This is a genomic window from Streptomyces sp. NPDC054842, assembly GCF_053611025.1.
In genome coordinates this window covers 26,918-53,220 of record NZ_JBSGZN010000030.1, presented here as the reverse complement: position 1 = coordinate 53,220, position 26,303 = coordinate 26,918, and the positions used below count along the sequence as shown (strand labels likewise).

At 73.4% G+C, this 26,303-nt stretch carries 25 protein-coding genes; 14 read left to right on the top strand and 11 right to left on the bottom strand.

Annotation, left to right across the window (positions count from 1 at the left end):
• Positions 1-18: 18 nt before the first annotated feature.
• Positions 19-1,608: an MFS transporter gene (locus tag ACWGIS_RS23180; RefSeq protein WP_453364366.1), complete on the bottom strand. Its 1,590-nt coding sequence runs from the start codon at positions 1,606-1,608 to the stop codon at positions 19-21.
• Positions 1,609-1,825: 217 nt separating this feature from the next.
• Here ACWGIS_RS23180 and panB point away from each other — a divergent pair, with 217 nt between their 5' ends.
• The 3 genes from panB (at position 1,826) to ACWGIS_RS23165 (ending at position 4,845) form a co-directional block, all read left to right on the top strand.
• Positions 1,826-2,707 (top strand): 3-methyl-2-oxobutanoate hydroxymethyltransferase, encoded by an 882-nt coding sequence (gene panB, locus ACWGIS_RS23175; protein ID WP_453364365.1) that lies wholly within the window; start codon positions 1,826-1,828, stop codon positions 2,705-2,707.
• Positions 2,708-2,938: 231 nt separating this feature from the next.
• Positions 2,939-3,967 carry an ATP-binding cassette domain-containing protein gene (locus ACWGIS_RS23170; RefSeq protein WP_453364364.1) on the top strand — a complete coding sequence of 343 codons (1,029 nt, stop codon included), beginning with the start codon at positions 2,939-2,941 and terminating at the stop codon, positions 3,965-3,967.
• 104 nt (positions 3,968-4,071) lie between these two features.
• Positions 4,072-4,845, top strand: coding sequence for an ABC transporter permease (locus ACWGIS_RS23165; protein WP_453364412.1), 774 nt, complete (start codon positions 4,072-4,074; stop codon positions 4,843-4,845).
• 31 nt (positions 4,846-4,876) lie between these two features.
• Here the strand turns inward: ACWGIS_RS23165 and ACWGIS_RS23160 are convergent, their stop codons facing one another.
• Entirely contained in the window at positions 4,877-8,179 is a 3,303-nt protein-coding gene (locus ACWGIS_RS23160) for an AfsR/SARP family transcriptional regulator (protein WP_453364411.1), read from the bottom strand.
• Positions 8,180-8,478: 299 nt separating this feature from the next.
• Between ACWGIS_RS23160 and ACWGIS_RS23155 the strand changes: the two genes are divergently transcribed.
• Positions 8,479-9,273, top strand: coding sequence for a site-2 protease family protein (locus ACWGIS_RS23155; RefSeq protein ID WP_453364363.1), 795 nt, complete (start codon positions 8,479-8,481; stop codon positions 9,271-9,273).
• A gap of 10 nt (positions 9,274-9,283) precedes the next feature.
• Here the strand turns inward: ACWGIS_RS23155 and ACWGIS_RS23150 are convergent, their stop codons facing one another.
• From ACWGIS_RS23150 to ACWGIS_RS23140, 3 genes are read right to left on the bottom strand one after another with little or no spacing between them, the layout of a single operon-like run.
• Positions 9,284-9,532 (bottom strand): hypothetical protein, encoded by a 249-nt coding sequence (locus tag ACWGIS_RS23150; RefSeq protein WP_453364362.1) that lies wholly within the window; start codon positions 9,530-9,532, stop codon positions 9,284-9,286.
• 13 nt (positions 9,533-9,545) lie between these two features.
• Positions 9,546-10,265 carry an NADPH-dependent F420 reductase gene (npdG, locus tag ACWGIS_RS23145; RefSeq protein WP_453364361.1) on the bottom strand — a complete coding sequence of 240 codons (720 nt, stop codon included), beginning with the start codon at positions 10,263-10,265 and terminating at the stop codon, positions 9,546-9,548.
• Between the two features lie 37 nt (positions 10,266-10,302).
• Positions 10,303-11,376: a sialidase family protein gene (locus ACWGIS_RS23140; protein WP_453364360.1), complete on the bottom strand. Its 1,074-nt coding sequence runs from the start codon at positions 11,374-11,376 to the stop codon at positions 10,303-10,305.
• 117 nt (positions 11,377-11,493) lie between these two features.
• On the opposite strand from ACWGIS_RS23140, the gene ACWGIS_RS23135 reads away from it, so the two are divergent.
• Together ACWGIS_RS23135 and ACWGIS_RS23130 are read left to right on the top strand one after the other, a co-directional pair.
• Positions 11,494-12,102, top strand: a complete 609-nt coding sequence (locus tag ACWGIS_RS23135; protein WP_453364359.1) for a hypothetical protein — start codon at positions 11,494-11,496, stop codon at positions 12,100-12,102.
• Positions 12,103-12,166: 64 nt separating this feature from the next.
• Positions 12,167-13,492 (top strand): MFS transporter, encoded by a 1,326-nt coding sequence (locus ACWGIS_RS23130; protein WP_453364358.1) that lies wholly within the window; start codon positions 12,167-12,169, stop codon positions 13,490-13,492.
• Positions 13,493-13,592: 100 nt separating this feature from the next.
• Here the strand turns inward: ACWGIS_RS23130 and ACWGIS_RS23125 are convergent, their stop codons facing one another.
• A complete protein-coding gene (locus ACWGIS_RS23125) occupies positions 13,593-13,823 on the bottom strand; it encodes a hypothetical protein (protein WP_453364357.1) in 231 nt (76 codons plus the stop codon).
• A 58-nt stretch (positions 13,824-13,881) separates the two neighbouring features.
• Here ACWGIS_RS23125 and map point away from each other — a divergent pair, with 58 nt between their 5' ends.
• Together map and ACWGIS_RS23115 are read left to right on the top strand one after the other, a co-directional pair.
• Positions 13,882-14,739, top strand: coding sequence for a type I methionyl aminopeptidase (map, locus tag ACWGIS_RS23120; protein WP_453364356.1), 858 nt, complete (start codon positions 13,882-13,884; stop codon positions 14,737-14,739).
• A 182-nt stretch (positions 14,740-14,921) separates the two neighbouring features.
• A complete protein-coding gene (locus tag ACWGIS_RS23115; RefSeq protein ID WP_453364355.1) occupies positions 14,922-15,599 on the top strand; it encodes a biliverdin-producing heme oxygenase in 678 nt (225 codons plus the stop codon).
• A gap of 632 nt (positions 15,600-16,231) precedes the next feature.
• Here ACWGIS_RS23115 and ACWGIS_RS23110 read toward each other — a convergent pair.
• Complete coding sequence (locus ACWGIS_RS23110; protein WP_453364354.1) at positions 16,232-16,879, bottom strand: PhzF family phenazine biosynthesis protein; 648 nt, start codon at positions 16,877-16,879, stop codon at positions 16,232-16,234.
• 337 nt (positions 16,880-17,216) lie between these two features.
• Here ACWGIS_RS23110 and efeO point away from each other — a divergent pair, with 337 nt between their 5' ends.
• The 4 genes from efeO to ACWGIS_RS23090 all read left to right on the top strand — a co-directional run bounded on the left by efeO (position 17,217) and on the right by ACWGIS_RS23090 (position 21,686).
• Positions 17,217-18,371, top strand: coding sequence for an iron uptake system protein EfeO (gene efeO, locus ACWGIS_RS23105; protein ID WP_453364353.1), 1,155 nt, complete (start codon positions 17,217-17,219; stop codon positions 18,369-18,371).
• 11 nt (positions 18,372-18,382) lie between these two features.
• Positions 18,383-19,663: an iron uptake transporter deferrochelatase/peroxidase subunit gene (efeB, locus tag ACWGIS_RS23100; RefSeq protein ID WP_453364352.1), complete on the top strand. Its 1,281-nt coding sequence runs from the start codon at positions 18,383-18,385 to the stop codon at positions 19,661-19,663.
• A 2-nt stretch (positions 19,664-19,665) separates the two neighbouring features.
• Complete coding sequence (efeU, locus tag ACWGIS_RS23095) at positions 19,666-20,541, top strand: iron uptake transporter permease EfeU (RefSeq protein WP_453364351.1); 876 nt, start codon at positions 19,666-19,668, stop codon at positions 20,539-20,541.
• Positions 20,542-20,699: 158 nt separating this feature from the next.
• Complete coding sequence (locus ACWGIS_RS23090) at positions 20,700-21,686, top strand: hypothetical protein (RefSeq protein WP_453364350.1); 987 nt, start codon at positions 20,700-20,702, stop codon at positions 21,684-21,686.
• Positions 21,687-21,695: 9 nt separating this feature from the next.
• Here ACWGIS_RS23090 and ACWGIS_RS23085 read toward each other — a convergent pair whose 3' ends face one another.
• On the bottom strand, positions 21,696-22,421 hold the full coding sequence (locus ACWGIS_RS23085) for a bifunctional DNA primase/polymerase (protein ID WP_453364349.1): 726 nt from the start codon (positions 22,419-22,421) through the stop codon (positions 21,696-21,698).
• A 169-nt stretch (positions 22,422-22,590) separates the two neighbouring features.
• On the opposite strand from ACWGIS_RS23085, the gene ACWGIS_RS23080 reads away from it, so the two are divergent.
• Positions 22,591-23,520, top strand: a complete 930-nt coding sequence (locus tag ACWGIS_RS23080) for a glycerophosphodiester phosphodiesterase (protein ID WP_453364348.1) — start codon at positions 22,591-22,593, stop codon at positions 23,518-23,520.
• Here the strand turns inward: ACWGIS_RS23080 and ACWGIS_RS23075 are convergent.
• A complete protein-coding gene (locus ACWGIS_RS23075) occupies positions 23,499-24,131 on the bottom strand; it encodes a TetR/AcrR family transcriptional regulator (RefSeq protein ID WP_453364347.1) in 633 nt (210 codons plus the stop codon). The two genes, ACWGIS_RS23080 and ACWGIS_RS23075, sit on opposite strands and share 22 nt — an antisense overlap.
• A 106-nt stretch (positions 24,132-24,237) precedes the next feature.
• Between ACWGIS_RS23075 and ACWGIS_RS23070 the strand changes: the two genes are divergently transcribed.
• Positions 24,238-24,591, top strand: coding sequence for a DUF6243 family protein (locus ACWGIS_RS23070; RefSeq protein ID WP_453364346.1), 354 nt, complete (start codon positions 24,238-24,240; stop codon positions 24,589-24,591).
• A gap of 319 nt (positions 24,592-24,910) precedes the next feature.
• On the opposite strand, the gene ACWGIS_RS23065 is transcribed toward ACWGIS_RS23070, so the two are convergent.
• Both ACWGIS_RS23065 and ACWGIS_RS23060 read right to left on the bottom strand, forming a co-directional pair.
• Positions 24,911-25,897: a small ribosomal subunit Rsm22 family protein gene (locus ACWGIS_RS23065; protein ID WP_453364345.1), complete on the bottom strand. Its 987-nt coding sequence runs from the start codon at positions 25,895-25,897 to the stop codon at positions 24,911-24,913.
• 92 nt (positions 25,898-25,989) lie between these two features.
• Complete coding sequence (locus tag ACWGIS_RS23060; protein WP_453364344.1) at positions 25,990-26,223, bottom strand: hypothetical protein; 234 nt, start codon at positions 26,221-26,223, stop codon at positions 25,990-25,992.
• Between the last annotated feature and the right edge of the window lie 80 nt (positions 26,224-26,303).

Genomic DNA, 26,303 nt, shown 5'->3' with positions numbered 1-26,303 from the left:
CGTGCCCGCCGGGGGCCGCTACTCCGCCGCCACCAACTCGCTCTCGTCCTTGCCCTGCTGCGGGGACGGCGTGCGGCCGGGCAGGAACAGGGCGACCACGACCGCGCCGACGAGCGCGACACCCGCACCGCACAGGGCCGTCACGTGCATGGCGTGCAGGAAGGCGTCGTTGGCCGGGGTGACGAGGGCGTCGCCGCGCGGGCCGAGCTTGGCGGCGACGCCGAGGGTGGCCTCGATGGACTCGCCCGCGGTGTGCCGCAGGCCGGCGGGCAGCCGGGTGAGGTCGTCCTCGATGCCGTTGCGGTAGGCCGTCGAGAGCACGGAGCCGAGCACCGCGATGCCGAGGGCGCCGCCGACCTGGCGGAAGGTGTTGCTGAGCGCGGAGGCGGAGCCCGCCTTCTCACGCGGCAGCGCCTGCATGATGACGACGCTGGTCGGCGTCATGATGTGCGCCATGCCGGTGCCCATGAGGAAGAAGACGACCTCCAGGGTCCAGATCGGGGTGTCGGCCTCCAGGGTGGCGAACGCGGCGAGCATCGCGGCGATGAGCAGCAGTCCGGCGGTGCAGGTGGCGCGGTTGCCGAAGCGGTCGACGACGAGCCGGGCGCGCGGCGCGAAGATGAGCTGGGCCGCGGCGAGCGGCAGCATCAGCAGGCCGGTCTGGAGCGGCGAGTAGCCGCGCACGCTCTGGGTGTAGAAGACGGAGAAGAAGGTGACGCCCATCAGCGCGAAGAAGACGAGCGCGATGGCGGAGATGGCGGCCGAGAAGACCTTGTTCTTGAAGTACGTGACGTCGATGGACGGGTGGTCGCTGCGCTTCTCGTACACCACGAAGACGACCAGGACGAGGAGCCCGGCGCCGACGGTGGCGAGCACCTTCGGGTCGGTGAAGTCGGCGAGCTGGCCGCCCTTGATGATGCCGTAGACGAGCAGGACGAGTCCGACGACGGAGAGGACCACGCCGACCGGGTCGAGGCGGCCCGGGTTCGGGTCGCGGGAGTCGGGGACCAGCCAGATCATCAGGCCGAGGGCGAGCAGCACGATCGGCACGTTGATCAGGAAGACGGAGCCCCACCAGAAGTGGTCGAGGAGGACGCCGCCGGTGATCGGGCCGATGGCGATGGCGAGGCCGACGCCGCCGGCCCAGATGCCGATGGCCTTGGGCTGCTCGTCGCGCTCGAAGACGTTCATGAGGACGGCGAGGGTGGCGGGCATCACGAAGGCGGCGCCGAGGCCCATCACCGCGCGGAAGACGATGAGCTGGACGGGCGAGCCCGACTCGGCGGCCAGCGCCGACCCCACGCCGAAGACGGCGAGACCGGCGAGCAGTATCTTCTTGCGGCCGAGCCGGTCGCCGAGGAGGCCGGCGGTGAAGAGCAGTCCGGCGAAGACGAGCGTGTAGGCGTTGATCGCCCACTCCAGCTCGCTCTGGGTGGCGCCCAGGCCGGTGGGCGCGGGGGTCGAGATCGTCTTGATCGCGACGTTCAGGATCGAGTTGTCGAGCACGACGATCAGCAGGCTGAGCATGAGCACACCGAGGATGGCCCAGCGCCGCCGGTGCACCGCCTCGGGCACCCGTCGTTCGGTGGAGGGAGCGGGAGTTGTCATGTCCTCCAGCCTAGCCACTTCCGATACGACACCGTCTCGTATCGGAATGGCTTTACGGAGAACTTGCCAAGAACTTACGAAGCGTCCCGGGTCGTCCGGAGGGAGACACAGCTCGCTCCGCGCGGTCTGGCCTCCGTCGGCACGAGGTGCCACCATGGGGGTGATCCGGGGACGCCGTCAGGGCGCCTCGAGATGACAGACAGAAGGAGCCGTTGCGATGACGCAGCTTTCGGCTGCCCCGAAGCCGGGTCAGGAGTCTGGCCGGACGTCCGACAGCAAGGCGCTGTACGGGGGCAAGAGCACTCGCCGCATCACCGTCCGTGACATCACCACCGCCAAGGAACGCGGCGAGAAGTGGCCCATGCTCACCGCGTACGACGCGATGACCGCGTCCGTCTTCGACGAGGCCGGCATCCCGGTCATGCTCGTCGGCGACTCCGCGGGCAACTGCCACCTGGGGTACGAGACGACGGTCCCGGTCACCCTCGACGAGATGACGATGCTCTCCGCGGCGGTCGTCCGGGGCACCAGCCGTGCCCTGATCGTCGGCGACCTGCCCTTCGGGTCGTACCAGGAGGGCCCGGTCCAGGCCCTGCGCTCGGCCACCCGCCTCGTCAAGGAGGCCGGGGTCGGCGCGGTGAAGCTGGAGGGCGGCGAGCGCTCGCACCGCCAGATCGAGCTGCTGGTGGAGTCCGGCATCCCCGTCATGGCGCACATCGGCCTGACCCCGCAGTCCGTGAACTCCATGGGCTACCGCGTGCAGGGGCGGGGCGAGGAGGCGGCCCAGCAGCTGCTGCGGGACGCCAAGGCGGTGCAGGACGCGGGCGCCTTCGCCGTGGTCCTGGAGCTGGTGCCGGCGGAGCTGGCCGCCGAGGTCACCCGGGTGCTGCACATCCCCACCGTCGGTATCGGCGCGGGTGCCGAGACCGACGCGCAGGTCCTCGTCTGGACCGACATGCTGGGCCTCACCGGCGGCAAGATGCCCCGCTTCGTGAAGCAGTACGCGAACCTGCGCGAGGTCATGGGGAACGCGGCCAGGGCGTTCGCCGACGACGTGGTCGGCGGGACGTTCCCCCAGGAGGAGCACTCCGTCCACTGAGCCACCGGGCCACTGGCCACCGAGCAGTGAGCACCGAGCCACTGCGGCACCGAACACCGAGCCACTGCGGCACCGAGCGGCCCCGCCGATCTTCCCCCGTCGGCGGGGCCGCGCCGTTTCCCCGGGCCGGACGGCGGGATCCCGCGCCCGCCGACGGCCGCCGACAGCGGCCCGGTCCGCCTGTCGGTGATCTGTCGGTCGTTTGTCGGTGGCGGCTGGGAGCGTGGCCGCATGACGCGAATCGACAAGAACCCCTCCGACGGCACACGCAACGCCGTCACCGTACGGGGGCTGGTCAAGCACTACGGCGAGACCAAGGCGCTCGACGGTGTCGACCTGGACGTGCGCGAGGGCACCGTCCTCGGCGTGCTGGGTCCCAACGGCGCCGGCAAGACCACCCTGGTCCGCTGCCTGTCCACCCTGATCACCCCCGACGCCGGCCGGGCCACGGTCGCCGGTTACGACGTGCTGCGCCAGCCGCGGCAGCTGCGCCGGGTGATAGGGCTGACGGGCCAGTACGCCTCGGTCGACGAGAAGCTCCCCGGCTGGGAGAACCTGTACATGATCGGGCGGCTGCTCGACCTGCCCCGCAAGGAGGCCCGCCGCCGCGCCGACGAGCTCCTGGAGCGCTTCTCGCTCACCGAGGCCGCGAAGCGCCCCGCCGCCACCTACTCCGGCGGTATGCGCCGCCGGCTCGACCTGGCCGCCTCGATGATCGGCAGCCCGGCCGTGCTGTACCTGGACGAGCCGACCACCGGCCTCGACCCGCGCACCCGCAACGAGGTGTGGCAGGAGGTCAAGCGCATGGTCGCCGACGGCGTCACCGTGCTGCTCACCACCCAGTACATGGAGGAGGCCGAACAGCTCGCCTCCGAGCTGACGGTCATCGACCGCGGCAAGGTCATCGCCAACGGCCGCATCGACGAGCTGAAGGCACGGGTCGGCGGCCGCACGCTGCGGATCCGCCCGGTGGACCCGCTGCAACTGCGGCCGCTCGCCGCCATGTTCGACGACCTCGGGCTCACCGGCCTCGCCACGACCATCGTGGACGACGAGACCGGCAGCGTGCTGGTGCCGGTCCTCAGCGACGAGCAACTGACCGCCGTGGTCGGCGCGGTCACCGCGCGCGGCATCACCATCGCCGCCATCTCCACCGAACTGCCCAGTCTGGACGAGGTGTTCCTGTCCCTCACCGGCCACAAGGCCAGTGCCCCGCAGGACGAGTCCGCCGCCCGCTCCTACGAGGAGGTCTCCGCGTGAGTGCCCGCCCGTCGCCCGCCGCCACCCTCACCGGGAGCGGCTCCGCCACTCCCCCGCCGCCCGCCGCCGAGGTCCCCCTCGCCGGCGCCGAGGGCGACTCCCGGATCTCACCCCGGGCCCACGCCCGCCACATCGGGGCGCTGGTCCGCCGCAACCTGCTGTGGATCCGCCAGGACCCGGAGTCGATGTTCGACGCCGTGCTGATGCCCGTCGTCTTCACCCTGCTGTTCGTGTACGTCTTCGGCGGCTCCATCGGGCAGTCGCTGGGCGGCGGCCAGCAGCAGTACGTGCAGTACGTGGTGCCCGGACTGATGGCCATGATGGGCATGAACATCGCCACGGCCGTGGGCACGGGCTTCAACCAGGACTTCCAGACCGGTGTCATGGACCGCTTCCGCACCCTGCCGATCGGCCAGGGCTCCGTGCTCTTCGCCAAGATCGTGGTGGAGCTCATGCGGATGCTGGTGGCCACGACGATCCTCATGATCGTCGGTGTCCTGGTCGGCTTCGACATCGAGAACTGGCCGGGCCTGTTCGCCGCCGTCGGACTCGCCACCCTCTTCGGCTCCGCCCTGATGTGGATCTTCCTGGTCCTCGGCGTGACGATGAAGAACGCGCAGTCCGTGCAGGCCATGGGCTTCCTGGTGCTGATGCCGCTGCAGTTCGGCTCGTCCATCTTCTCGCCGACCCAGACCATGCCGGGCTGGCTCCAGGCGTTCACCGACTACAACCCGCTGTCCTCCCTCGCGGACAGCGCGCGCGGTCTGATGGTGGGCGGCCCGGTCGCGCACGACCTGTGGGTGACCCTCGGCTGGACGGCCGCGCTCACGCTGGTGATGGCCCCGATCGCGATCCACAAGTTCCGGACGAAGAGCTGACGTCCGGCCGGGTGCGGGTCCCCGGTCCGCGTCACACGAGGGCGGCGGCCTCCTCCAGGGAGAGCCCGCCGCCCTCGCGGTACGCGCTCTCGTACGCCGCGTCGCCGAGCACGGCCCGCACCTCCGCCTCCGCCCGGGCCCGCACCTCGTCCTGCGTCGGGCCCGCCACGTGGCCCGGCGGCAGCAGCGCGTCGGCGGAGCCGATCAGCCGGGCCGCGTCACGGGCGTCCCGCCCGCCGTCGAATCCGGCGAGGGCGATGGCCGCGGTGACCAGATGGGCCGAGGTCATGTGCGGCGCGATCATCTGCGTCAGCGGGTCCTGGGCCCGCACCAGGGCCTGCCGGGCCTTCTCGCGGGCGCTCGCGTACTGCCCGTCCATCGCGTCCAGCCACGCCTCCACGCCGAGCACGAAACCGTCGAACACCACGAAGGTGACCGCCGCGAAGTCCGAGCGCAGCAGGCGCATCTGCTCGCGGGCCTCCTCGATCCGGCAGGAGCGGCCGAGCCACATCGCGAGGTAGAGGCGGGAGGCCGGCATCGCCTCGTTGACCGCGCCGTGTCCGTTCGCCAGGACCTCGCGCAGCATGCGCTCGCCCCGCTCGGTCTCCCCCGACTCCACCAGGACACTGCCGAGCCTGGCGCTGAGCACCGCCGACTGCGCGTGGGCGCCGAGCCGTTCGGCGTAGGTGATGGCCTCCGCGTAGTCGGCGGCGGCGAGGGCGTAGGCGCCGTGGCGCTCGTGGGCCTCGCCGCGCGCCGAGAGGGCCTCGGCGGCACCCCAGGCGTCGCCGAGGCGTACGAAGATCTCCAGGGCCTCGTCGGCGTCGCGGGTGGCGTCGCCGGCCCAGTCGGAGCGGTTGGCCAGGATGTTGGCGCGCATCTGGAGGGCGACGGCGAGTTCCCATCCGTAGCCCAGTTCGCGGCAGGTGGCGACGGTGACGTCGGCGACGGCGCGCATGCGGTCGATGTCGCCGGTCAGCAGGACGGCGTAGAACCAGAGGTAGCCGGGGCTGCGGCAGGTCTGCGGCAGGCCGGGCCGGTAGGCCTCGCTGATGGCACGGAGCTTCTCCTGCGCCTCGGGGGTCTGCCAGGCGTTCAGGTCCATGTCCATGCACGCGAGGTGGACGAGGTGGACTCCGCGCCGGGCTTCTTCGAGGACCTCGGGCCGCATCGGCGGCGGGGCGGCCGTGCAGCTCTCGTAGAGCGGGGCGATCGGCTTCCCGGGCGAGGTGAAGGGGTCGGGGCCGAGCGCCATCACCTCGCGGGACCAGGTGCGGGTCTCGACGCGCTGGTCGCGGGTCTGCCAGTACCAGGCGAGGGACAGGACCAGGCAGATCGCCTCCTGCTCGTCCCGTTCGGCGACGGCGTGGCGCAGGGCGGTGCGGAGGTTCTCGTACTCGCGCCGGAACCGTTCGATGGCGGCGAGCTGGCCGGGGCCGCGCAGTTCGGGGTCGGTGGTGCGGGCGAGTTCGCGGTAGTGGGTGAGGTGGGCGCGCGCCGCGGCGGGGCGCCCTCCGGACTCGTCGAGGCGGGCGCCCGCGTACTCGGCGACGGTCTCCAGGAGGCGGTAGCGCATCTCGCCGTCCCCCGAGGGGGCCGCGACGACGAGGGACTTGTCGACGAGGGAGCCGAGCGCCTCCAGCGCGGCGGGCCCGCACACGGCCTCGGCCGCGGCGAGGTCGCAGCCGCCGGCGAAGACGGACAGCCGCCGCAGGACCTCCCGCTCCTCCTCGTCGAGGAGGTCCCAGGACCAGTCGACGACGGCGCGCAGGGTCTGCTGGCGGGGCAGGACGGTGCGGCTGCCGGAGGTGAGGAGCCGGAAGCGGTCGTCCAGACGGTCGGCGATCTGGCGGGGGGTGAGCATCCGCAGCCGGGCGGCGGCCAGTTCGATGGCCAGCGGCAGCCCGTCGAGCCGCCGGCAGATCTCGGCGGCGGCCTCCGGGTCGTCCTCGACGCGGAACCCCGGCCGTGCCGCGGCTCCGCGGTCGGCGAGCAGGCGCAGGGCCACCGGCTCGGGCAGCGGCTCGACGGGGCGCAGCAACTCCCCGGGTACGCCGAGGGGTTCGCGGCTGGTGGCGAGCACGGTCAGCCGGGGGCAGCGCTCCAGCAACTGCTCGACGAGCCGGGCGGCGGCGTCCACGACGTGCTCACAGTTGTCCAGGATGAGCAGCATGCGGCGTTTCGCGCAGTGTTCGGCGAGCCGGGTCACGGGGTCGTCGTGCCGGTCGGCGACGGCCCGCAGCTCCTCGGCGCCCGCTCCGCGCAGCACGGTCTCGCGGGCGCCGAGCGCGGTGAGCACGGCCTCGGGGACGGCGTCGGGGTCGTCCACGGGCGCCAGTTCGGCCAGCCACACCCCGTCCAGGGCGGTGTCCCCGACGGTCTCGGCGGCCTCCTGCGACAGCCGGGTCTTGCCGGCTCCGCCGGGTCCGAGCAGCGTCACGAGCCGGGCCGCGGCGAGGTCCCGGCGGATGGCATCGATGTCGTGCTCCCGGCCCACGAAGGAGGTGAGCCGGGCCCGGAGGTTGCCGGGGTGGGCGGCGGCGGGGGCGGGCCGGGGTGCGGGCCCCGGGCCGGGCGCGGCGGGGACCGCGCCGCCGGTCCGCTCGCCGTGGTGCAGCAACTCGCGGTGCAGGGAGCGCAGTTCGGGGCCGGGGTCGGAGCCGAGGCGGTCCGCGAGGAGGCGGCGTACGGAGGCGTAGGCGGCGAGGGCCTCGGCGGGGCGGCCGACGTCGCGCAGGGCGCGCAGCCGCAGGACCTGGAGGGGTTCGTCCAGCGGGTGGAGGTCGCACAGGGCGGTGAGTTCGGGCAGGGCCTGCGCGGGGTGGCCGAGGGCGAGGGCGGCGGTGAGGCGGGCGCGGCGGGCGTCCAGGCGCCGGGTCTCCCAGCGGGCCGACTCGGCGGTCCGGTCGGGGAGGTCGGCGAGGGCCGGGCCGTGCCACAGGGCGAGGGCGTCGTCCAGGACCGCGGCGGCCTTGGCGGGGTCGCCGTCGGCCAGCGCCCGGTCGCCCTCGCCGGCGAGCCGCTCGAAGCGGTGCAGGTCCACGTCGTCGGGAGCGGCGGTGAGGCGGTAGCCGCCGTCCGCCGAGGCGACCGCGTCCGGCCCGAGGGCCCGGCGCAGCCGGCCGACCAGGGCCTGGAGCGCGCCGGCCGCGTCGGCGGGCGGGTCGCCGTCCCACACCTCGTCGACGAGGTGGGCGGCCGGCACGGTCCGGCCGGCCCGCAGGGCGAGCACCGTCAGCAGGGCACGCAGTCGCGCTCCGCCGACCGGTACGGGGGTGCCGTCGGGGCGGAGTGCCCGGGTGGTGCCGAGGACGCGGTAGCGCACGAGGTCCATTGTCTCCGGTGCCGTGGTGGGTGCGTGCCCGGTGCGGTCGCGGGGGTCCGCGCCGCCGGGATCGTGCCGGGTGGGAAGGCGGAGGGGGTGCGGGCCGGGGAGCACTGGCCGGTCCTGGCCGTCCCCGCGGACGGTGTGCCCCCGCGCGTGCGCCTGTCGCCGTACCGCCGCCCGCTGTTTCCCCATGCCCCCACCTTCTCCGGAACCGGCGGGGGATCGCGAGACGTTTTCCCACCGCGCCCGGTACGGTCGGGCGGACCGAGGGGCAGGACACGCCCCGCCTCAGAATGGGGAGATCCATGACCACCGCCGCCTCCCGTCGCAGCGACCGGACGGTCAGTCCCGTCTTCCTCGGGATCCTGGCCGTCACCGCGGTCACCGGCTGGGCCACCTGGACCGGTTTCGCCGAGCAGCCCGGCGTGGCCGTGTTCCTCTTCGTGACGGCGGCGTGGATCGTCTCGCTGTGCCTGCACGAGTACGCGCACGCCCGCACCGCCCTGCACGGCGGCGACATCTCCGTCGGCGCCAAGGGCTATCTGACCCTGAACCCGCTGAAGTACACGCACGCCCTGCTGAGCATCGTCCTGCCGGTGATCTTCGTGATCATGGGCGGGATCGGTCTGCCGGGCGGCGCGGTCTTCATCGAGCGCAACCGCATCCAGGGCCGCTGGAAGCACAGCCTGATCTCGGCGGCGGGCCCGCTCACCAACGTCCTGTTCGCCCTGGTGTGCACGGCGCCGTTCTGGCTGGACGCCCTGGACGGGGTGCCGGCGGAGTTCCAGTACGCGCTGGCGTTCCTGGCGCTGCTCCAGGTCACGGCGGCGATCCTGAACTTCCTGCCGGTCCCGGGTCTGGACGGCTACGGGGTGATCGAGCCGTGGCTGTCGTACAACGTCCGCCGCCAGGTGGAGCCGCTGGCGCCGTTCGGGCTGCTCATCGTGTTCGCCGTGCTGTGGATCCCGTCGGTGAACGCGGTGTTCTTCGACGCGATCCACGCGATCCTGGGCGGGCTCGGCATCGACGACCTCCAGCGCTACTGCGGCCAGGACCTCTACCGCTTCTGGCAGGGCACCGACGAGCTCTGCGTGCGCTAGCCCGTCAGCTTCAGGCGGTCGGCCCCGCGGAGGCGGAGCCGTCGCGCAGGCGGGCGCGGCGGGCGTAGTACCAGGTCATGTTGGACGAGAGACCGGCGAGCAGCACCCACACGATCCCCAGCAGGCTGCCCTGGACGAAGGAGACCACGGCCGCGGCGGCGGACAGGACGCAGACGACGAGGGCGTACAGGGCGAGGCGGGGCATGGGGGGCGGCTCCTGACAGACGGACGTGGTGTGACGGCATCCAGTGTCCCCCATGCCCCGGCGACTCCTACACGTCGGTCAGCCGCAGGCCCGCGTGGGCCTTGTAGCGCCGGTTCACGGAGATCAGGTTCGCGACCAGGGACTCGACCTGGTGGGCGTTGCGCAGCCGTCCGGCGAAGATCCCGCGCATCCCGGGGATGCGTCCGGCGAGCGCCTGCACGATCTCCACGTCCGCCCGCTCCTCGCCGAGGACCATCACGTCGGTGTCGATCTCCTCGACCTCGGGGTCCTGGAGGAGCACCGCGGAGAGGTGGTGGAAGGCGGCCGTGACCCGGGAGTCGGGCAGCAGGGCGGCGGCCTGCTCGGCGGCGCTGCCCTCCTCCGGCTTCAGGGCGTAGGCGCCCTTCTTGTCGAAGCCGAGCGGGTTGACGCAGTCGACGACGAGCTTGCCGGCCAGTTCCGCGCGCAGGGCCTCCAGCGTCTTGCCGTGGCCGTCCCACGGCACCGCCACGATCACGATGTCGCTGCGCCGTGCGCACTCGGCGTTGTCGGCGCCCTCGACGCCGTGCCCCAGTTCCTCGGCGGCGCCGCGCGCGCGGTCCGCGGCCCGGGAGCCGATGATCATCTTCTGGCCGGCCCGGGCGAGCCGGAGGGCGAGGCCCTTGCCCTGCGGTCCGGTGCCGCCGAGCACGCCGACGACGAACCCGGAGACGTCGGGCAGGTCGAAGGGGTCCTTGGCGGGGGCCTTCTCGGCACGGGCGGTGGAGGCGCTGTCGGTAGAGGTCATGGGCCGACTTTACGTGCGGTGACCCCCGGGATGCCGCTCAGGTCAGGGCGGTCAGCGGGACGCGGCGGAAAGTGATCGTCTCGTACGCGCCGAAGTCGCCGGTCTCGTAGAGGAGCCCGACGGTCTCCGCGTCGACGCGGACGAGGTCGGAGTACGCGGCGGGGAGCCCGTCGACCGTGTGGACGGGCCGCCAGGTGGTGCCGCCGTCCGCGGAGGCGCGCAGGGTCATCAGGGCGCGGAAGCCGGGGGCGGCCGGGCCGGAATAGAGCAGCAGGTCGGGGTCGCGGAGCTGGAGGAGGCTGCCCTGGACGACGGGGGTGACGAGGCCGGCCTGCGGGCGGAAGGGCTTCTCCAGGGTCCTGCCGCCGTCGCGGGAGTGGGCGTCGGCGCGGTCGCCCGGGGACGGCGAGTCGTTGCGGGTGTTGAAGTAGACGCGCCCGTCGGGGAGTTCGGCCGCGGTCGTCTCGTTCACGTTGACGTAGCCGTCGGTGTTCTCGTCGACGTAGCCGAGGTACCAGGTCTGGCCGCGGTCGTCGCTGAGCAGGCAGTGCCCGCTGTTGTACCGGGCCTCCGTGCCGTTGTCGCGGCCGGTGGGCGGCACGGTGTGGTTGCCGGGGACGACGACGCGGCCGGTGCTGAGCTGGAGGGCGTGCCCGGGGGTCGTCGCGTACCAGCGCCAGCCGGCCTTCTTGACCTGGCCGGTGATCTCCCGGGGCGCGGACCAGGTGACCCCGTCGTCGTCGCTGTGCTGCACCCAGACGCGGCGGCCGTCGGCGGCCTTCACCTTGCCGCGCAGGATGGCGTCCTCGCTCGCGCCTGCCGCGCTGCGGACGTGGACGAGCAGGATGCGGCCGGTGTCGAGGACGACGGGGGCGGGGTTGCCCGCGAGGTCGTCGCCGTTCGCGGCGGCGACCTGGAGGGGGCCCCAGGTGCGGCCGCCGTCGGCGGACCGCTTCAGCACGATGTCGATGTTCCCGTGGTCGCGCGCGGAGCCGGCCCTGCCCTCGCAGAAGGCGAGGAGGGTGCCGGCGGCGGTGGCGACGACGGCGGGGATCCGGAAACTCGCGTACCCCTCGTGGCCCGCGCGGAAGGGGATGCTTGCCTCGGTCATGGGCGGCTCCTGGGTCGGGCTCCTCGGGTGAGCAGCGGTCGTTGCCCTTGCCCGGTGCGGGCGAATTCGCGGTGAACTCGGCCTGACGAGTACGCGATTGGGGCAGGATGCGTGCACATGGACGCCGTACGGGTCGCGTTGCTGCGGGAAGTGCTCGCCGGGACCGAGTGGCTGGGGGCCACCCGGCGGTTCGCCGGTGCCCTGCGGGGGTCGGTCGTGTCGCACGGCGGCGGGCTGCTGCTGGTGGGGACGGCCGCTTACGAGCCCTGGCACCTGGCCGCGCACCTGGTGGACGAGGCGGCCTGGTCGGGGACCCCGGAGCTGTCGCCGACGCTGGTCCGGCACGGGGCGCGGGCCTCGGACCCCGCGCACCTCGCGGTGGGCCTCGGCCGGATCGAGGCCGCCCGGCACGGCGAGACGCTGCTCGTGGTGTCCCCGGAGGCGCCCGGGGCGCCGCTCCTCGAGCGGGTCTCGGACGCGCGGCGGGCGGGGGCGACGGTGCTCGCGCTCGACGAGGGCGAGGGCGGCGGCGATCTGCGTGCGATGGCCCACGAGTCGCTGTCCGTCCCGGCCGGGCAGGAGCTCGACCTCGACACGGTCCAGCATCTCGTCAGTGCGGCGGCCGGGGAGAACTCGCTGCCGGTGCGCCGGGGCCGGCGGCGTTTCCGTGACCGGCTGTCCCGGCTGGCCGACCAGCTGACCTCGCCCCCGCCGGCACGCTGGTAGGGCGCCGGGCCGGGCCACAAAACCGGTTGCCCGCGACGGGGCCCGGCGCCGAGCATGGCCCGTTGTGACCGACGACGCCCCCGCCCCGCGCTCCGCCGCTCCCCCGGGATGGCGCTCGGTGCTCCCCGACCTCGCGCCCTGGCGCAGCTCCGCCGACTTCCGCCGGCTGTGGCTGGCGGGGCTGATCACGAACTTCGGGAGTTTCCTGACGCTGGTGGCCCTGCCGGTGCAGATGAAGGCGCTCACCGGCTCGGTGGTGGCGGTGGGGGCGATCGGGGCCGTGGAACTCGTCCCGATGATCGTCTTCGGGCTGTACGGCGGGGCCCTCGCCGACGCCCTGGACAAGCGCGCGCTGATCGTCCACACGGAGGTCGGCCAGGGCCTGCTGTGCGCGGGCCTGCTGGTCAACGCGCTGCTGCCGCAGCCGGCCGTGTGGCCGCTGTACGCGGTCGCCGCGCTGTCCTCCGCCCTGGGCGCGGTCCAGCGCCCGGCCCTGGACTCGCTCGTCCCGCGGATCGTCCCGCACGAGCACCTGCCGGCCGCCGCCTCCCTCAACTCGCTGCGCTGGACGGTCGGCGGGGTCGCGGGCCCTGCACTGGCGGGCGTCGTGGTGGCGTACGCGGGGCTGGGCTGGGCGTACGCCGTGGACCTGCTGACGTTCGCCGTATCGGTGGCGCTGGTCGTCGGGCTCGCCGCCTCGCCGGCCGCCCACGAGGCCGTGAAACCGTCGCTGCGCTCGATCGCGGAGGGGGCGCGGTACGCGTGGGGCCGCAAGGAGCTGCTCGGCACCTACGCCGTCGACCTCGCCGCGATGTTCTTCGCGATGCCGCTCGCCCTGCTGCCGTTCCTCGCCGACGAGCTGGACGCCGAGTGGTCGCTGGGCCTGATGTACGCGGCGCTGCCCGCCGGTGCGCTGCTCGTGACGCTGACCAGCGGATGGACCTCCCGGGTGCACCGGCACGGGCGGATGGTGGTCCTCGCGGCCGCCGGCTGGGGACTCGCGATGGTGGCGGCGGGCGCGGCGCACGACGTGTGGCTGGTGCTGCTGTGCCTCGTCCTCGGCGGCGGCTTCGACATGGTCAGCGGCATCTTCCGGGCGGCGATGTGGAACCAGACGATCCCGGACGAGCTGCGGGGCCGGCTGGCCGGGATCGAGCTGCTGTCCTACTCCGCGGGCCCGCAGTTGGGCCAGGTCCGCGCGGGAGCCATGGCGGCGTGGACGAGCGTCCGGACGTCGATCTGGGCGGGCGGCGCCATCTGCGTGGGCGCGGTGGGGCTGCTGGCGCTCTGTCTGCCGAAGCTGATGACGTACGACGTGCGGACGAACGAGCACGCGAAGCGGCTGCGCGACCTCCGCGGGACCGGGGCGGTCACGGGCGCCGACTCCTGAGACCCCGGGACGCTCCGGGGCCCGGCGCCGAGCGGACGACCGCCTCGGGGTCGGCCGCGCGTGCGGCCGGCCCCGAGGCGGCGTACGGCGTGCGTCCCGCTCAGCCCTCGTCCGCCCCCCGGGCCGTGGAGTCGTGCCACTTGGGGTCGTTCTCCCATTCGAGGTTCCGCTCCCGGGCGGTCTCCATGGCCTGCTCGGCCTCCCTGCGGGAGGCGTAGGGGCCAAACCGGTCCTTGGCGGGGCACTCGGGGCCCTCCTCGACCTTCTTGTGCTCCAGGCAGTAGTACCACTCGCCGGGCTTGCCGACGGTCCGCTTCTTGAACAGGGCCATGACCAGCTCCTCTCGCCAGGGACATGTTCCCCCATGGCCGCTGGTTAGACTCGCTGGCATGTCTGGCCAGTCGCTGCTCGTACCAGGGGAGCTCTCTCCCACCCGTTCCGTGCCCGGAAACATCAGGCGTCCCGAGTACGTGGGCAAGCCCGCCCCGACGCCGTACACCGGCCCGGAGGTGCAGACTCCGGAGACCATCGAGGCGATGCGGACCGCCGGGCGCATCGCGGCGCGGGCGATGGCGGAGGCCGCGAAGCTGATCGCCCCGGGCGTCACGACGGACGAGCTGGACCGGGTCGCCCACGAGTACATGTGCGACCACGGCGCCTACCCGTCGACGCTCGGCTACCGCGGTTTCCCCAAGTCGCTGTGCACCTCGGTCAACGAGGTCATCTGCCACGGCATCCCGGACAGCACCGTCCTGCGCGACGGCGACATCGTCAACCTCGACGTGACGGCGTACATCGGCGGGGTGCACGGGGACAACAACGCCACCTACCTGGTCGGCGACGTCGACGAGGAGAGCCGGCTGCTCGTCGAGCGGACCCGTGAGTCCCTCGACCGCGCCATCAAGGCGGTCAAGCCCGGCCGTCAGATCAACATCATCGGGCGAGTCATCGAGTCGTACGCCAAGCGCTTCGGGTACGGGGTGGTGCGGGACTTCACCGGTCACGGCATCAACTCGTCGTTCCACTCCGGGCTGATCGTCCCGCACTACGACAGCCCGCACGCGACGACCGTGATCCAGCCCGGGATGACGTTCACCATCGAGCCCATGCTGACGCTCGGCACGCACGACTACGACATGTGGGACGACGGCTGGACGGTCGTGACGAAGGACCGCAGGCGGACGGCCCAGTTCGAGCACACCCTGGTCGTCACCGACAGCGGGGCCGAGATCCTCACGCTGCCGTAGCCCCGCCCCGAATCCGCACCTGAAGGGCCCGTCCTGGTCGCAGGCGGGCCCTTCGCGCTGCCCGCGGGTGGACCGGGCGCCACCGGGGTACGGTTTTACCGACAGGGCGTCGGGAAACCATTGACTTAGGTAACCCTAACCCGAGAGGATGCGGGCATCCCGCCCCGGCACCGGAGGTCCCCATGAACGCGTCGGCCACCACGGGCCCGGCGGACACCGCCTTCTCCTCGGTGATCCGCACCGCCTCGCACGAGCAGCACACCGAGGCGGAGACCTCGTCCTTCATGGGCGACCTGCTCGGCGGCAGGCTGGGCGTCGACGCGTACGCGCGCTACACCGAGCAGCTCTGGTTCGTGTACGAGGCACTGGAGGCGGAGGCCGGGCGGCTGGCGTCCGACCCGGTGGCCGGCCCCTTCGTGCGGCCCGAGCTGCTGCGCCGCGCCGCCCTGGAGCGCGACCTCGCCCATCTCCGGGGTCCCGGCTGGCGGGCGACGCTCGACGCGCTGCCGGCCACGCGGGCGTACGCGGCGCGGGTCGCGGAGTGCGCCCGGCGGTGGCCCGGCGGCTACGTGGCGCACCACTACACCCGCTACCTGGGCGACCTCTCCGGCGGCCAGATCATCCGCGGCGGGGCGGAGCGGACCTGGGGCTTCGCGCGCAAGGGCGACGGCGTCCGGTTCTACGTGTTCGAGGACATCGCCAACCCGGCCGCGTTCAAGCGGGAGTACCGCGGACTGCTGGACGCGCTTCCGGCGGACGACCTGGAGAAGCAGCGGATCGTCGCCGAGTGCCGACGGGCGTTCGCGCTGAACACCGCGGTCTTCCACGCCTTGGGCGAGGAGTTCCCCCTGTCGGCGTGAGTCCTGGCCGGCACGGGCGGTGGGCGGGGGCGCGGGGGTGCGGGTGACGCGGAGGCGCCGGTTGCCCGGGGGACGCGGAGGCACGGGTGGCCCGGGTGGCGCGGGGGCCCGGAGGCGCCGCCGACCCGGAGGCCCGGGTGGCGCGGAGGCCCGGGTGGCGCGGAGGCCCGGGTGACCCGGGAAGCCGGGTGACGTGGAGGCCCGGGTGGCGCGGAGGCGCGGGTGGCGCTGGGGCGCGGGTGGCGCTGGGGCGCCGGTGGCCCGGGTGACCCGGAGGCTCGGGTGGCGCGGAAGGCCGGGTGACGTGGAGGCCCGGGTGGCGCGGAGGCACCGGCGGCACGGGTGGCGTTGGGGCGCCGGTGGCCCGGTGGCCCGGGTGACGTGGAGGCTCGGGTGGCGCGAAGGCGCCGGTGGCCCGGCGGTGCGGGTGGCGCGGGTGACCCGAAGGCTCGGGTGACGCGGAGCCGCCGGTGGCCGGGTGACAACGGGGGGCGCAGGTGGCGCTTGGCCCGGAGGCACAGTGACGCGGGGGCGCCGGTGGCGTGGTGCCGTAGAAGCGTCTGCCGTGTGACGGCGTCGGCGGGAACCGCTTGCCCGCGTCGGCGCGCTTCGCGCGACGCCGTGCGGCGTCGTCAGCGGCGCAGCAGCCGTACCCGGCCCCCGACCTCGACCCAGCCGCCCGGCTGCGGCGCGGTGAGGATCTGGGAGCCGGCGCCCTGGACGATGTTCAGGGCCCGGCCGAGCCGGGCGGTGAGCAGCAGGGCCGCCGCCCCCGTGGCCTCGTCCTCGCGGACGCCGTCGTCGCGGCCGGGGAAGGCGCGGGCGCGGACCCGGCCCGCGGCCTCGTCCTCCCAGGCCCAGGCGTAGATCCACTCCCCGGGCGGCGGGACGGGCAGGGCGTCCACCTCCGCGGCCGAGGCGTACTGCCGCAGCGTGCGCGGCGGGACCCATTCCGGCCGGGCCTCGATCCAGCTGAACTCGCCGTCGAGCCGGGTGCCCACCACCCCGGCGGGCGTGACCAGTTCGGGCACGTCGAGGAGCCAGGCCGTACCGACGCAGGGGTGCCCGGCGAAGGGCAGCCGCAGGCCGGGCGTGTAGATGTCGATGACACCGCGTTCCGGATCGTCGACGAACACGGTCTCGCTGAAGCCGAGTTCGGCGGCGAGGGCCTGCCGCTTGCCGCGGTCCGGCACATGCGATCCCTCACGGACGACGCCCAGTTGGTTGCCGTGTCCGCCGCCGGGTCCGCAGAAGACGCGCAGTACGTCGAAGTCAGTCACCCGCGCATTCAAACACCCCCTGTACGGCAGGTTCATGCCGTCCGGATCGCGTACGCGAGGCCGCGTACCCCGGCCACACGCCCGTGCGCCCCCCGCGGGACGGCCGCGGTCCCCGGGCCCGGTGCGGCGGCAGTCAGGAGCCTTTGACCTGTGCTTGACCGTCCCATGGGGTCTGCTTTTGGCCACCGTGATCCGGCCGTGTCCATGAGCTTCCTGTGAGAGCTGAATCACCGGACGCGCGGGTATCACTGAGGCAAGCCTCAGATAAGTTAGGCCAGCCTCACCCATGCCGCGCGTCACTCCGCGCGGTCTGTCCGTCCTTTCACTTGGAGCCTTCATGCGAGCCGTCCGACTCTCAGTCGTCACCGCAGCCGCCACCGCGGCCGCTCTGACCGCCGTCACGGGCTGCACGGAGAAGAGCGACGCGAAAGGCGGCAGTGGCGCGATCCAGGTGACCGCCGCGGACGCCAAGTGCGACACCTCCGCCACGTCGGTCCCGGCCGGCCAGGTCACGCTGAAGATCGAGAACAAGGGCTTGAAGGCCACCGAGGTCGAGATCCTGTTCCCCGACGACCGCATCGTCTCCGAGAAGGAGAACATCGGCCCGGGCACCAAGTACACGCTGACCGCCGAGGTGAAGGCCGGCTCGTACGAGATCGCCTGCCGCCCCGGCATGAAGGGCCACGGCGTCCGCCAGAAGCTCACGGTCACCGGCGGCAGCAAGGTCGCCAAGCGCGACCCGCGCCTCGACAAGGCCGTCGCCGCCTACCGTGAGTACGCGCAGGAGCAGGCCGACGAGACGCTGCCGAAGGCGAAGGCGTTCGCCGCGGCCATCAAGGACGGCGACCTCGACGGCGCCAAGAAGCTGTACGCGGACTCGCGCCTCGGCTGGGAGCGCACCGAGCCCGTCGCCGAGTCCTTCGGCGACATCGACCCGAAGGTCGACGTCCGCGAGGACGGCCTGGAGGAGGGCCAGGACCCGGAGAAGGACTGGACGGGCTGGCACCGCCTGGAGAAGTCCCTCTGGCAGGACAAGAAGATCGGCGACCGCGAGAAGGAGCTGGCCGACCTGCTGGTGACCGACCTGACGGACTGGCAGAAGCGCGTCGGCAAGGCCGAGATCACCCCCACCTCCATGGCCAACGGCGCCAAGGAGCTGCTGGACGAGGTCGCCACCGGCAAGGTCTCCGGCGAGGAGGACCGCTACGCGCACACCGACCTCGTCGACTTCAAGGGCAACGTCGAGGGCGCGCAGAAGGCGTACGAGCTGCTGAAGCCGGTCGCCGCGGAGAACGACGCCGCGCTGACGAAGGAGCTCGACAAGCAGTTCACCGCGCTGAACACGCTGCTCGACACCTACCGCAAGGACAAGACGTCGTACGACTTCGTCTCGTACGACAAGGTCGGCAAGGCCGACCAGAAGGAGCTCTCGGACGCGGTCAACGCGCTCGCCGAGCCGCTCTCCAAGCTCGCCGCCGCCGTCGTCAAGTGAGCGAGGGGCCCATGACGGACACCGATCGGACCACTTCCGGCACCGCCGCCGACAGCGCATCGCGGACACCCTCCCGGCGTTCGCTGATCGGCTGGGGCGGGGCTGGGCTCGCCCTGGGCGCCGCCGCGGCGGGCGGTGCCGTCGCGATGACGCGCGCCGGCAACGACGTCGACCCGGCCGGCGCCGAGACGGGGGCCGCGGTCCCCTTCCACGGCCCGCACCAGGCCGGTATCGCCACCGCGGTGCAGGACCGGCTGCACTTCGCCGCGTTCGACGTGAAGACCGACGACCGCGACGCCTTCGTCCAGCTCCTCAAGGACTGGACGCGGGCCGCCGCGCGGATGACCGCCGGGCACGCGGTCGGCGAGGGCGCCTACGGCGGTCTCGCCGAGGCCCCGCCGGACGACACCGGTGAGGCGCTGGGCCTCAAGCCGTCCAGGCTGACGCTGACGATCGGCTTCGGACCGTCCCTCTTCGACAAGTTCGGACTGCGCGAGCGGCGGCCCGAGGCGCTGGTCGACCTGCCGAAGTTCTCCGGCGACAACCTGGACAAGGCCCGCAGCGGCGGCGACCTGTGCATCCAGGCGTGCGCGGACGACCCGCAGGTCGCGGTGCACGCCATCCGCAACCTCGCCCGGATCGGCTTCGGCAAGGTCGCCATCCGCTGGTCCCAGCTCGGCTTCGGCAAGACCTCGTCGACGACGCCCGACGCGCAGACCCCGCGCAACCTGATGGGCTTCAAGGACGGCACCCGCAACATCGCGGGCACCGAGACGGACCGGCTGAAGAAGTTCGTCTGGGTCGAGGACGAGGGCCCGGACTGGATGAAGGGCGGCTCCTACCTCGTGGCCCGCCGCATCCGGATGAACATCGAGACCTGGGACCGCACCTCGCTCCTGGAGCAGGAGGACGTCTTCGGCCGCGACAAGGGCGAGGGCGCCCCCGTCGGCAAGGCCAAGGAGCGCGACGAGCCGTTCCTGAAGGCGATGAAGCCCGACGCGCACGTCCGGCTCGCCCACCCCGACTCCAACGACGGGGCGACGCTCCTGCGCCGCGGCTACTCCTTCACCGACGGCACGGACGGCCTCGGCCGCCTCGACGCGGGGCTGTTCTTCCTCGCGTACCAGCGCGACGTCCGCAAGGGCTTCATCCCGGTCCAGCGGAACCTGTCGCGCACCGACGCGCTCAACGAGTACATCCAGCACGTGGGTTCGGCGGTCTTCGCGGTTCCCCCCGGCGTCCGGGACAAGGACGACTGGTGGGGCCGGGCGCTGTTCTCCGAGGAGGCGTAGCCGTGTTCGGCAACTATCTGATCGGCCTGCGCGAGGGGCTGGAAGCCAGCCTCGTCGTGTGCATCCTCATCGCCTACCTGGTGAAGACCGGCCGGCGGGACGCCCTGCGGCCCATCTGGACCGGTATCGGCGTCGCCGTCGCCCTCGCCCTCGGCTTCGGCTGCGCCCTGGAGTTCGGCTCGCAGGAGCTGACGTTCCAGGCGCAGGAGGCGCTCGGCGGTTCGCTGTCGATCGTGGCGGTGTGCCTGGTGACGTGGATGGTCTTCTGGATGCGGCGCACGGCGCGGCATCTGAGGGCCGAGCTGCACGGCCGGCTGGACGCGGCGCTCGCGATGGGCACGGGCGCGCTCGTCGCCACCGCCTTCCTCGCCGTCGGCCGCGAGGGCCTGGAGACGGCCCTGTTCGTGTGGGCGTCGGTGCACGCCGCGAGCGACGGGACACCGCGCCCGCTGATCGGCGTCGCCCTCGGTCTCGCCACCGCGATCCTCCTCGGCTGGCTCTTCTACCGGGGCGCCCTGAAGATCAACCTCGCGAAGTTCTTCACGTGGACCGGCGGCATGCTCGTCGTCGTCGCCGCGGGTGTGCTCGCGTACGGCGTCCACGACCTCCAGGAGGCCGACTGGATCCCCGGCCTGACGAACCTGGCCTTCGACATCAGCGGCACCATCGAGCCCACCAGCTGGTACGGCACGCTGCTGAAGGGCGTCTTCAACTTCCAGCCCGACCCGACCGTCCTCCAGGTCGTCGTGTGGGCGCTGTACCTGGTACCGACCCTGCTGATCTTCCTGTGGCCCTCGGGCCGCGGCGCGGGCAGGCCCGAGCCGGCGGGCGGGCAGCCGCAGCCGGCGGCCGACGGCGCGGTGGCCGACCGGAACTGACGGCACGGCACGGGGCCGGGAGCCGGTCCGAGGCGGTGCGCCCGTTCCCCGGCAGGCCCCGGGTCACGATGCGGGCCCGGTACCCTGTCCCCGCGCCCGCCGCCCCCGTCCTCCCCGGTAGGGTTCGGGCCCGGGAACGGGGAAGGTGAAGGGACCCGATGAGCAGGCTTGGAAGGCTGAGGCGGTCCGCGCCGGTGGTGGCGGCCGGGATCGTACTGTCCGTCACGGCGAGCGGGTGCGTGGTGGTGCACGGGGAGCGCGAGGTCCTCCCCGGCGCGAAGAAGTCCGAAGCGGCGCGCGCCCTCAAGGACTTCACGTCCGCCTACAACAAGGCCGACAAGGCGTACGACCCCTCCCTGGACGCCGGACGGATCACCGGGCCCCTCGCCGCCATCGACGGCGCGAAGCTCAAGGCCGGTCACGCCAACACCCCGTCGGGCAACCCGGCCCACCGGCCGCTGGAACTGACGGACGCCCGCTTCGCCATACCGAAGAAGGCGGGCTGGCCGCGCTGGTTCCTCGCCGACACCAAGGCCAACAAGGGCGCCCCGGACTCCCGTTGGCTGCTGGTCTTCACCCGCGGCGACGCGGACGACGTGTGGCAGGTCTCGTACCTGACCGTCCTGGCCGCCGACGACGTGCCCCGGTTCGCGAAGGACGCCGACGGCTGGGCCGAGCCGGTCACGCCCGGCGACAGACGGCTGGCGGTCACGCCCGCGAAGCTGAGCACCTCGTACGCGGGCTACCTGAAGAGCGGCGGCGAGGACTTCGCGCCCGGCACGCACACCTCGGGTTGGCGGTCCCTGCGTAAGAAGAACGCGAGCAAGCCGGGACTCGCCCGGCAGTACGTCGACGAGCCGCTGACGGCCGGCGACTACGCCCCGGTCGGGCTGCGCACGGCGGACGGCGGCGCGCTGGTGTTCTTCAGCACGCGCCACTTCGAGAAGCAGACGGCGGCTCAGGGTGTCGACCTGGAGGTGACCGACCCGAACATCGAGGCGCTGCTGACCGGCGAGGTCAAGCAGTCCCTCACCCTGGAGTTCGTCTCCAACCAGGCGGTCCTGGACCCGCCGCGGACGGCGGCGGAACCGAAGGTGGAGTTCGTCAGCCGGATCCAGGGGCTGACGGCGGCACACGGCGAGTAGCCGCCGAGGTCAGCCTCCGTGCGGCCAGGCGGCGAGCTGGTCCGAGCCGTCCCCCACGGAGCGGGCGCATTCGTCGGTCAGCACTTCCAGCAGGCTCAGCGGATCGGGCAGCGCGTGCTCGGGGCCGCGCACCCAGTCGACCGACAGGCCGCCCGGCAGCTGCGCCGGCGGCACGAGGACGTACGAGCCGCGGCAGTGCCAGCGCAGGCCCGGATGCTCGTCCATCGTCTCCGGGTGGCAGTCCAGCTCGCAGGGCCACCACTCGTCCTCGTCCTCCGGCGTGCCGCGCGTGAGGGTGAAGAAGAGCATGCGTCCGTCGCCGGTCTCGGCGACCGGCCCGACCTCGATGCCGGCGGCGAGGAGTCGCGCCAGCGCCTCGCGCCCCGCGTCGAGCGGCACGTCGAGGACGTCGTGCACCACGCCGGTCGCGGTGATGAAGTTGGCCTGCGGCTGGTGCCGGGCCCAGCGCTCGATCTGGCCGCGGTCGGTCGTGGACTGCGTCTGCCAGGCGAAGGAGACGGGGTGCCGCGCGGGCGTGGGACAGCCGACGCGGTCACAGGAGCACCGGTATCCGGCGGGGTGGGCGGCGGGCGCGAGCGGCAGCCCGGCACCGGCGGCGGCGAGCAGCAGGGTCTCACGGCCGCCCGCGTCGGCGGTCTCCTTGGGGCGACGGCCGCGCAGCCACTGGGAGATCTTGCCCTGCCGGCCGGAACGGCCGCCGAACTCCGCGCTCATCTATCCCCTCGCCTTGCCGTGGTGCGGACAGCATCGCTTCATGGTCCCACCATCCTGCGCCCTGGGGAGCCGGAGCCCGCATCCGGGGTCGGCGGGCCGGTCCGGTCACGGCCCCGGATCGAGTGTCAATGCATAGTTTGATGGTATTTATCCCCCTACCGTGGTCGCCATGGTCACACGGACTGCGCTCACGGGTATCGCCGGTCTCACCTCGCTGGCCCTGGCCGCGCCGGGCGGCGTCCTGACCCCGCTGGAGTGGGGCGCCCGCCCCCTGACGGTGGCGGGACTCCCCCGCGTCGTCCACGTCGCCCACCGCGGCGGCGCCCGCGAGGTCCCGGAGAACAGCATGTCGGGCCTGATGACGGCCTACGAGCGCGGAACGGCCCAGGTCCTCGACTTCGACACCCGCATGCTGCGCGACGGCCACATGGTCGTGATGCACGACGAAACGCTGAACCGCACGACCTATCTGGGCGGCCCGGTGCGCAACCTCACGCTGCGGGACTGGCAGGGGGTGCGGCTGCGGCCCAAGGACGCGCTCCCCGGCAGCTGGCGCTCGGAGCGGCCGCCGACCGTGGACGAGGTGCTGGATCGTTTCGGCGGGCGCGTCGTGCTGATGCTGGAGGCCAAGGACCCGCAGAGCCTCCGCGCCCTCGCCGGGCTGCTGCGGGCGCGCGGGCTGACCCGCTCCGTGTTCGTGAACTCCAACCGTCCCGAGGTGGCCCGGCGCGCCCACCGCATGGGGCTGATCGCGCAGCTGTGGCGCTCGGCCGACCAGATGCGCCGGGACCGGCCGGAGCGCTGGGCGCCCTTCGTGGACCTCCTCGACGTGGACCACAAGGCCCGCGACGCCGACCTGGTCCGGGCGACGGTGTCGGGCATCCCCCGCGTCTGGGCGCACACCGTGGTGACCCCGGCCCAGCGCGACCGGGCCCTCGGGCTCGGCTGCAACGGGATCATCACGGACGCGCCGGGCCGGCTCGCCCGCCACCCGGTGCGGGCCGCCAGGGTCGCGAAGGCCGCCAGGAGCGCGAGGGCGCTCAGGGCCCGGCACGTCCTGCGGGTGCTGCGGTCGGTTCAGCGCGGGGCGAGACCGTAGAGGGCGTAGTCGACGAGCGTGTCCGTGTACGCGTGCGTGATCGGCCCGGTCCGCTGGAGCCAGCGCTGGGCGAGGGGGGCCACGAAGAGTTCGAGCGCGATCCGGGGGTCGACCTCGGGGCGTACGACCCCCTGGTCCTGCGCGGAACGCAGCCGGCGGACGTAGAGCTGGAGCTGCGGTTCGAGGAGCTTGCTCACGAACTCGGCGCCGACCTGTTCGTCCACGATGCCCTCGGCGGCGAGCGCCCGCGACGGGGCCTCGAAGCGGGGATCGAGCAGTTCGTCCACGGTGGCCCGCAGGACCAGCTTCAGGTCGGCGGCCAGATCCCCGGTGTCCGGGATGCCGTACGGCTGCTGCGGGTCCTGCCCCGGCTGCGCCGCGGCCCTGGCGGCCTGCTCGCCGAGGTCCAGGAACGCCTCCAGCAGCACGTCCGCCTTCGAGTTCCACCAGCGGTAGATCGTCTGCTTGCCGACTCCGGCGCGGGCGGCGATGCCCTCGATGGTCGTCCTGGGATAGCCGACCTCGCCGACGAGGGCGAGGGCGGCGTCGTAGATCGCGCGACGCGACCTCTCGCTGCGACGGGTGGAATCGGGGGCGGGCTTCTGGACCATGGGCCGAATGTAACAGGTTGACAAGACGGCACGTCTCGCTGACAGTGGAGGGAGTTGGCGAGACGATACGTCTCGTATAGGTGTGAGAGAGGGACAGGAGCCGGTGATGGCACGAGGCGGAGACGGAAACATGCTGGGCGTCGGCGGGACGCGGCAGAAGCTGGGCCGCTCGGCCCTGCGGGGTGGCGGCAGCGGCGGCCGGATCGGCGGGGGCGTCGACCCCCAGTCCCAGAAGCGCGAGCTGCTGCGCAGGCTGCGGGAGGGGCGCGGGGAGAGCGCGGAGGCCGTGGGGGCTGGGGCCCCGGGGGTCGGGGCTACGGGAGCGGGGCACGGAGAGGACGCCGGTGGGGCGGGGGCGCGGGTGACGGAGGAGGAGGACGGCTCTCGTCCGGAGAAGGACGGAGGCGGGAGCGGGAGCGGGAGCGGGGGTGGCGGTGACGGCGGGGGTGCGGGGAGGTAGGGGCGGACCCTGAGGGGCCGCTTGCCCCGGGGCGGGGTCCGGCCCGGGGCAAGCGTCAGGAGCCGCTGGCTCCGCCTGCCTGGGTGTGGGCCGGGCTGGGGCGAGGTGGAGTGCGGGAGTCCTCGGGCGCGACCCCTCTTGCCCGGGTACGGGCCGGGCGCCCCTGGGTGTGGGGCCGGGGGCGCCGCCGCTTACCCGGGTACGGGCCGGGCGCCACCGGGTGTGGGACAGGCTCGGTGCAGCGGTAGGGCAGGGGCAGAGCCTGCGGGGTCCCAGCCTCGTGCGCGAGGGCCCGGCTCGGCGGCCGGGGCGGGTCCGGTTACTCGGCCGGCGGCCAGGGGTCGCCCCAGTCCGCGTCGCGGGCCGCGCGGTACAGGGCGCCGTGGCGCTTGGTCACCGTCTCCCGGCGCAGTACCTCGTCGGAGGCGCACAGGTCGAGCAGTACCTGCCCCTTGCGGATCTGCGGCCTGCGCACGACGCGGGAGGGGGCCGGTGTCGCCGGCAGCCGGGTGGCGGCGACGTAGCTGAACTTCTCGTCCTCGTACGCCAGGGAGCCGCCCTTGACCTGGCGGTGCAGGGAGGAACGGCTGACCCGGGCCGAGAAGTGGCACCAGTCCTCACCCGGCACGAGAGGGCACGCGGCGCTGTGCGGACAGGGCGCCGCGATCCGGAAGCCGGCGCCGATCAGGCGGTCGCGGGCCTCGATGACGCGGGCGTAGCCGTCGGGGGTGCCGGGCTCGACGATCACGACGGTCCGGGCGGCGGTCGCGGCGGCGTCCACGACACTGGCGCGGTCGGCCTCGGTCAGCTCGCCGAGGACGTAGGAGACCGTGACGAGATCAGTGCTCTCGATGGTGAGCGCTGATCCGATACGAGAGCGGCGCCACTCGGCGGTCTTCAGGGCGGGGTTCGCGGCGGCGATGTCGCGGCCCAGTGCGAGCGCCGGTTCGGCCCAGTCGAGGACCGTCACCGGGCGGTCGCCCTCCCAGGTCGCGCTGACCGCCCAGGTCGCGGCACCGGTGCCGCCGCCGACGTCGACGTGGCTGTCCGGCGTCCAGTCCGGCACGGCGTCCGCGAAGGCGTCCAGCGCCGCACGGACCGCCTCGAACGTGGCGGGCATCCGGTACGCGGCGTACGCGGTCACGTCCGCGCGGTCGCGCAGGATCGGCGCGTGGGTCGGGGTGGCGCCCCGGTAGTTCGCGATCAGCCGCTCGACCGACTGCGCCGCCGCCTTCGGGGGCAGGCCGTCCAGGAGGCCGGCGAGGGCGGTGCGCAGGGTCTCGGCGGGAGAGGCGGGGGCGTTCACCCGGCGATTCTACGGTCGCCGGGCCGGGACCCCGCCCGTCCGGCCCCCTCCCCCCTCCCCCACTCACACCGACCGGTACCCGGCATCACCCCTCACGCCCCGACCGCCGTGCGGGGCCACCTCGGCTTCCCGGTGTCGCCCCGCAGGCCGAGGCCAGACGGGGACCTCGGCATCCCGGTGTCGCCCCGCACGCCGAAGCCGGACAGGGAGCCCGGCACCCCGGTGTCGCCCCGCACGCCGAGGCGGGACGGGGAGCCCGGCACCTCGGTGTCGCCCCGCAGGCCGAAGCCGGACAGGGAGCCCGGCACCCCGGTGTCGCCCCGCACGCCGAATACGGACGGGAAGCCCGGCACCCGACAGCGGCCATCATGCGGAGGCGGGACGGGGAGCCCGGCACCCGACAGCA

What these genes read in the sequence shown, in the direction of transcription:
- ACWGIS_RS23085 (WP_453364349.1), bottom strand. Translation starts at nt 22,421, where the DNA reads ATGAGCGCGGAGTTCGGCGGCCGTTCCGGCCGGCAGGGCAAGATCTCC.
- ACWGIS_RS23115 (WP_453364355.1), top strand. Translation starts at nt 14,922, where the DNA reads ATGAACGCGTCGGCCACCACGGGCCCGGCGGACACCGCCTTCTCCTCG.
- ACWGIS_RS23135 (WP_453364359.1), top strand. Translation starts at nt 11,494, where the DNA reads ATGGACGCCGTACGGGTCGCGTTGCTGCGGGAAGTGCTCGCCGGGACC.
- ACWGIS_RS23140 (WP_453364360.1), bottom strand. Translation starts at nt 11,376, where the DNA reads ATGACCGAGGCAAGCATCCCCTTCCGCGCGGGCCACGAGGGGTACGCG.
- efeO (WP_453364353.1), top strand. Translation starts at nt 17,217, where the DNA reads ATGCGAGCCGTCCGACTCTCAGTCGTCACCGCAGCCGCCACCGCGGCC.
- ACWGIS_RS23160 (WP_453364411.1), bottom strand. Translation starts at nt 8,179, where the DNA reads ATGGACCTCGTGCGCTACCGCGTCCTCGGCACCACCCGGGCACTCCGC.
- ACWGIS_RS23125 (WP_453364357.1), bottom strand. Translation starts at nt 13,823, where the DNA reads ATGGCCCTGTTCAAGAAGCGGACCGTCGGCAAGCCCGGCGAGTGGTAC.
- map (WP_453364356.1), top strand. Translation starts at nt 13,882, where the DNA reads ATGTCTGGCCAGTCGCTGCTCGTACCAGGGGAGCTCTCTCCCACCCGT.
- efeB (WP_453364352.1), top strand. Translation starts at nt 18,383, where the DNA reads ATGACGGACACCGATCGGACCACTTCCGGCACCGCCGCCGACAGCGCA.
- ACWGIS_RS23150 (WP_453364362.1), bottom strand. Translation starts at nt 9,532, where the DNA reads ATGGGGGACACTGGATGCCGTCACACCACGTCCGTCTGTCAGGAGCCG.
- ACWGIS_RS23080 (WP_453364348.1), top strand. Translation starts at nt 22,591, where the DNA reads ATGGTCACACGGACTGCGCTCACGGGTATCGCCGGTCTCACCTCGCTG.
- ACWGIS_RS23070 (WP_453364346.1), top strand. Translation starts at nt 24,238, where the DNA reads ATGGCACGAGGCGGAGACGGAAACATGCTGGGCGTCGGCGGGACGCGG.
- ACWGIS_RS23090 (WP_453364350.1), top strand. Translation starts at nt 20,700, where the DNA reads ATGAGCAGGCTTGGAAGGCTGAGGCGGTCCGCGCCGGTGGTGGCGGCC.
- ACWGIS_RS23180 (WP_453364366.1), bottom strand. Translation starts at nt 1,608, where the DNA reads ATGACAACTCCCGCTCCCTCCACCGAACGACGGGTGCCCGAGGCGGTG.
- ACWGIS_RS23170 (WP_453364364.1), top strand. Translation starts at nt 2,939, where the DNA reads ATGACGCGAATCGACAAGAACCCCTCCGACGGCACACGCAACGCCGTC.
- ACWGIS_RS23075 (WP_453364347.1), bottom strand. Translation starts at nt 24,131, where the DNA reads ATGGTCCAGAAGCCCGCCCCCGATTCCACCCGTCGCAGCGAGAGGTCG.
- npdG (WP_453364361.1), bottom strand. Translation starts at nt 10,265, where the DNA reads ATGACCTCTACCGACAGCGCCTCCACCGCCCGTGCCGAGAAGGCCCCC.
- ACWGIS_RS23155 (WP_453364363.1), top strand. Translation starts at nt 8,479, where the DNA reads ATGACCACCGCCGCCTCCCGTCGCAGCGACCGGACGGTCAGTCCCGTC.
- panB (WP_453364365.1), top strand. Translation starts at nt 1,826, where the DNA reads ATGACGCAGCTTTCGGCTGCCCCGAAGCCGGGTCAGGAGTCTGGCCGG.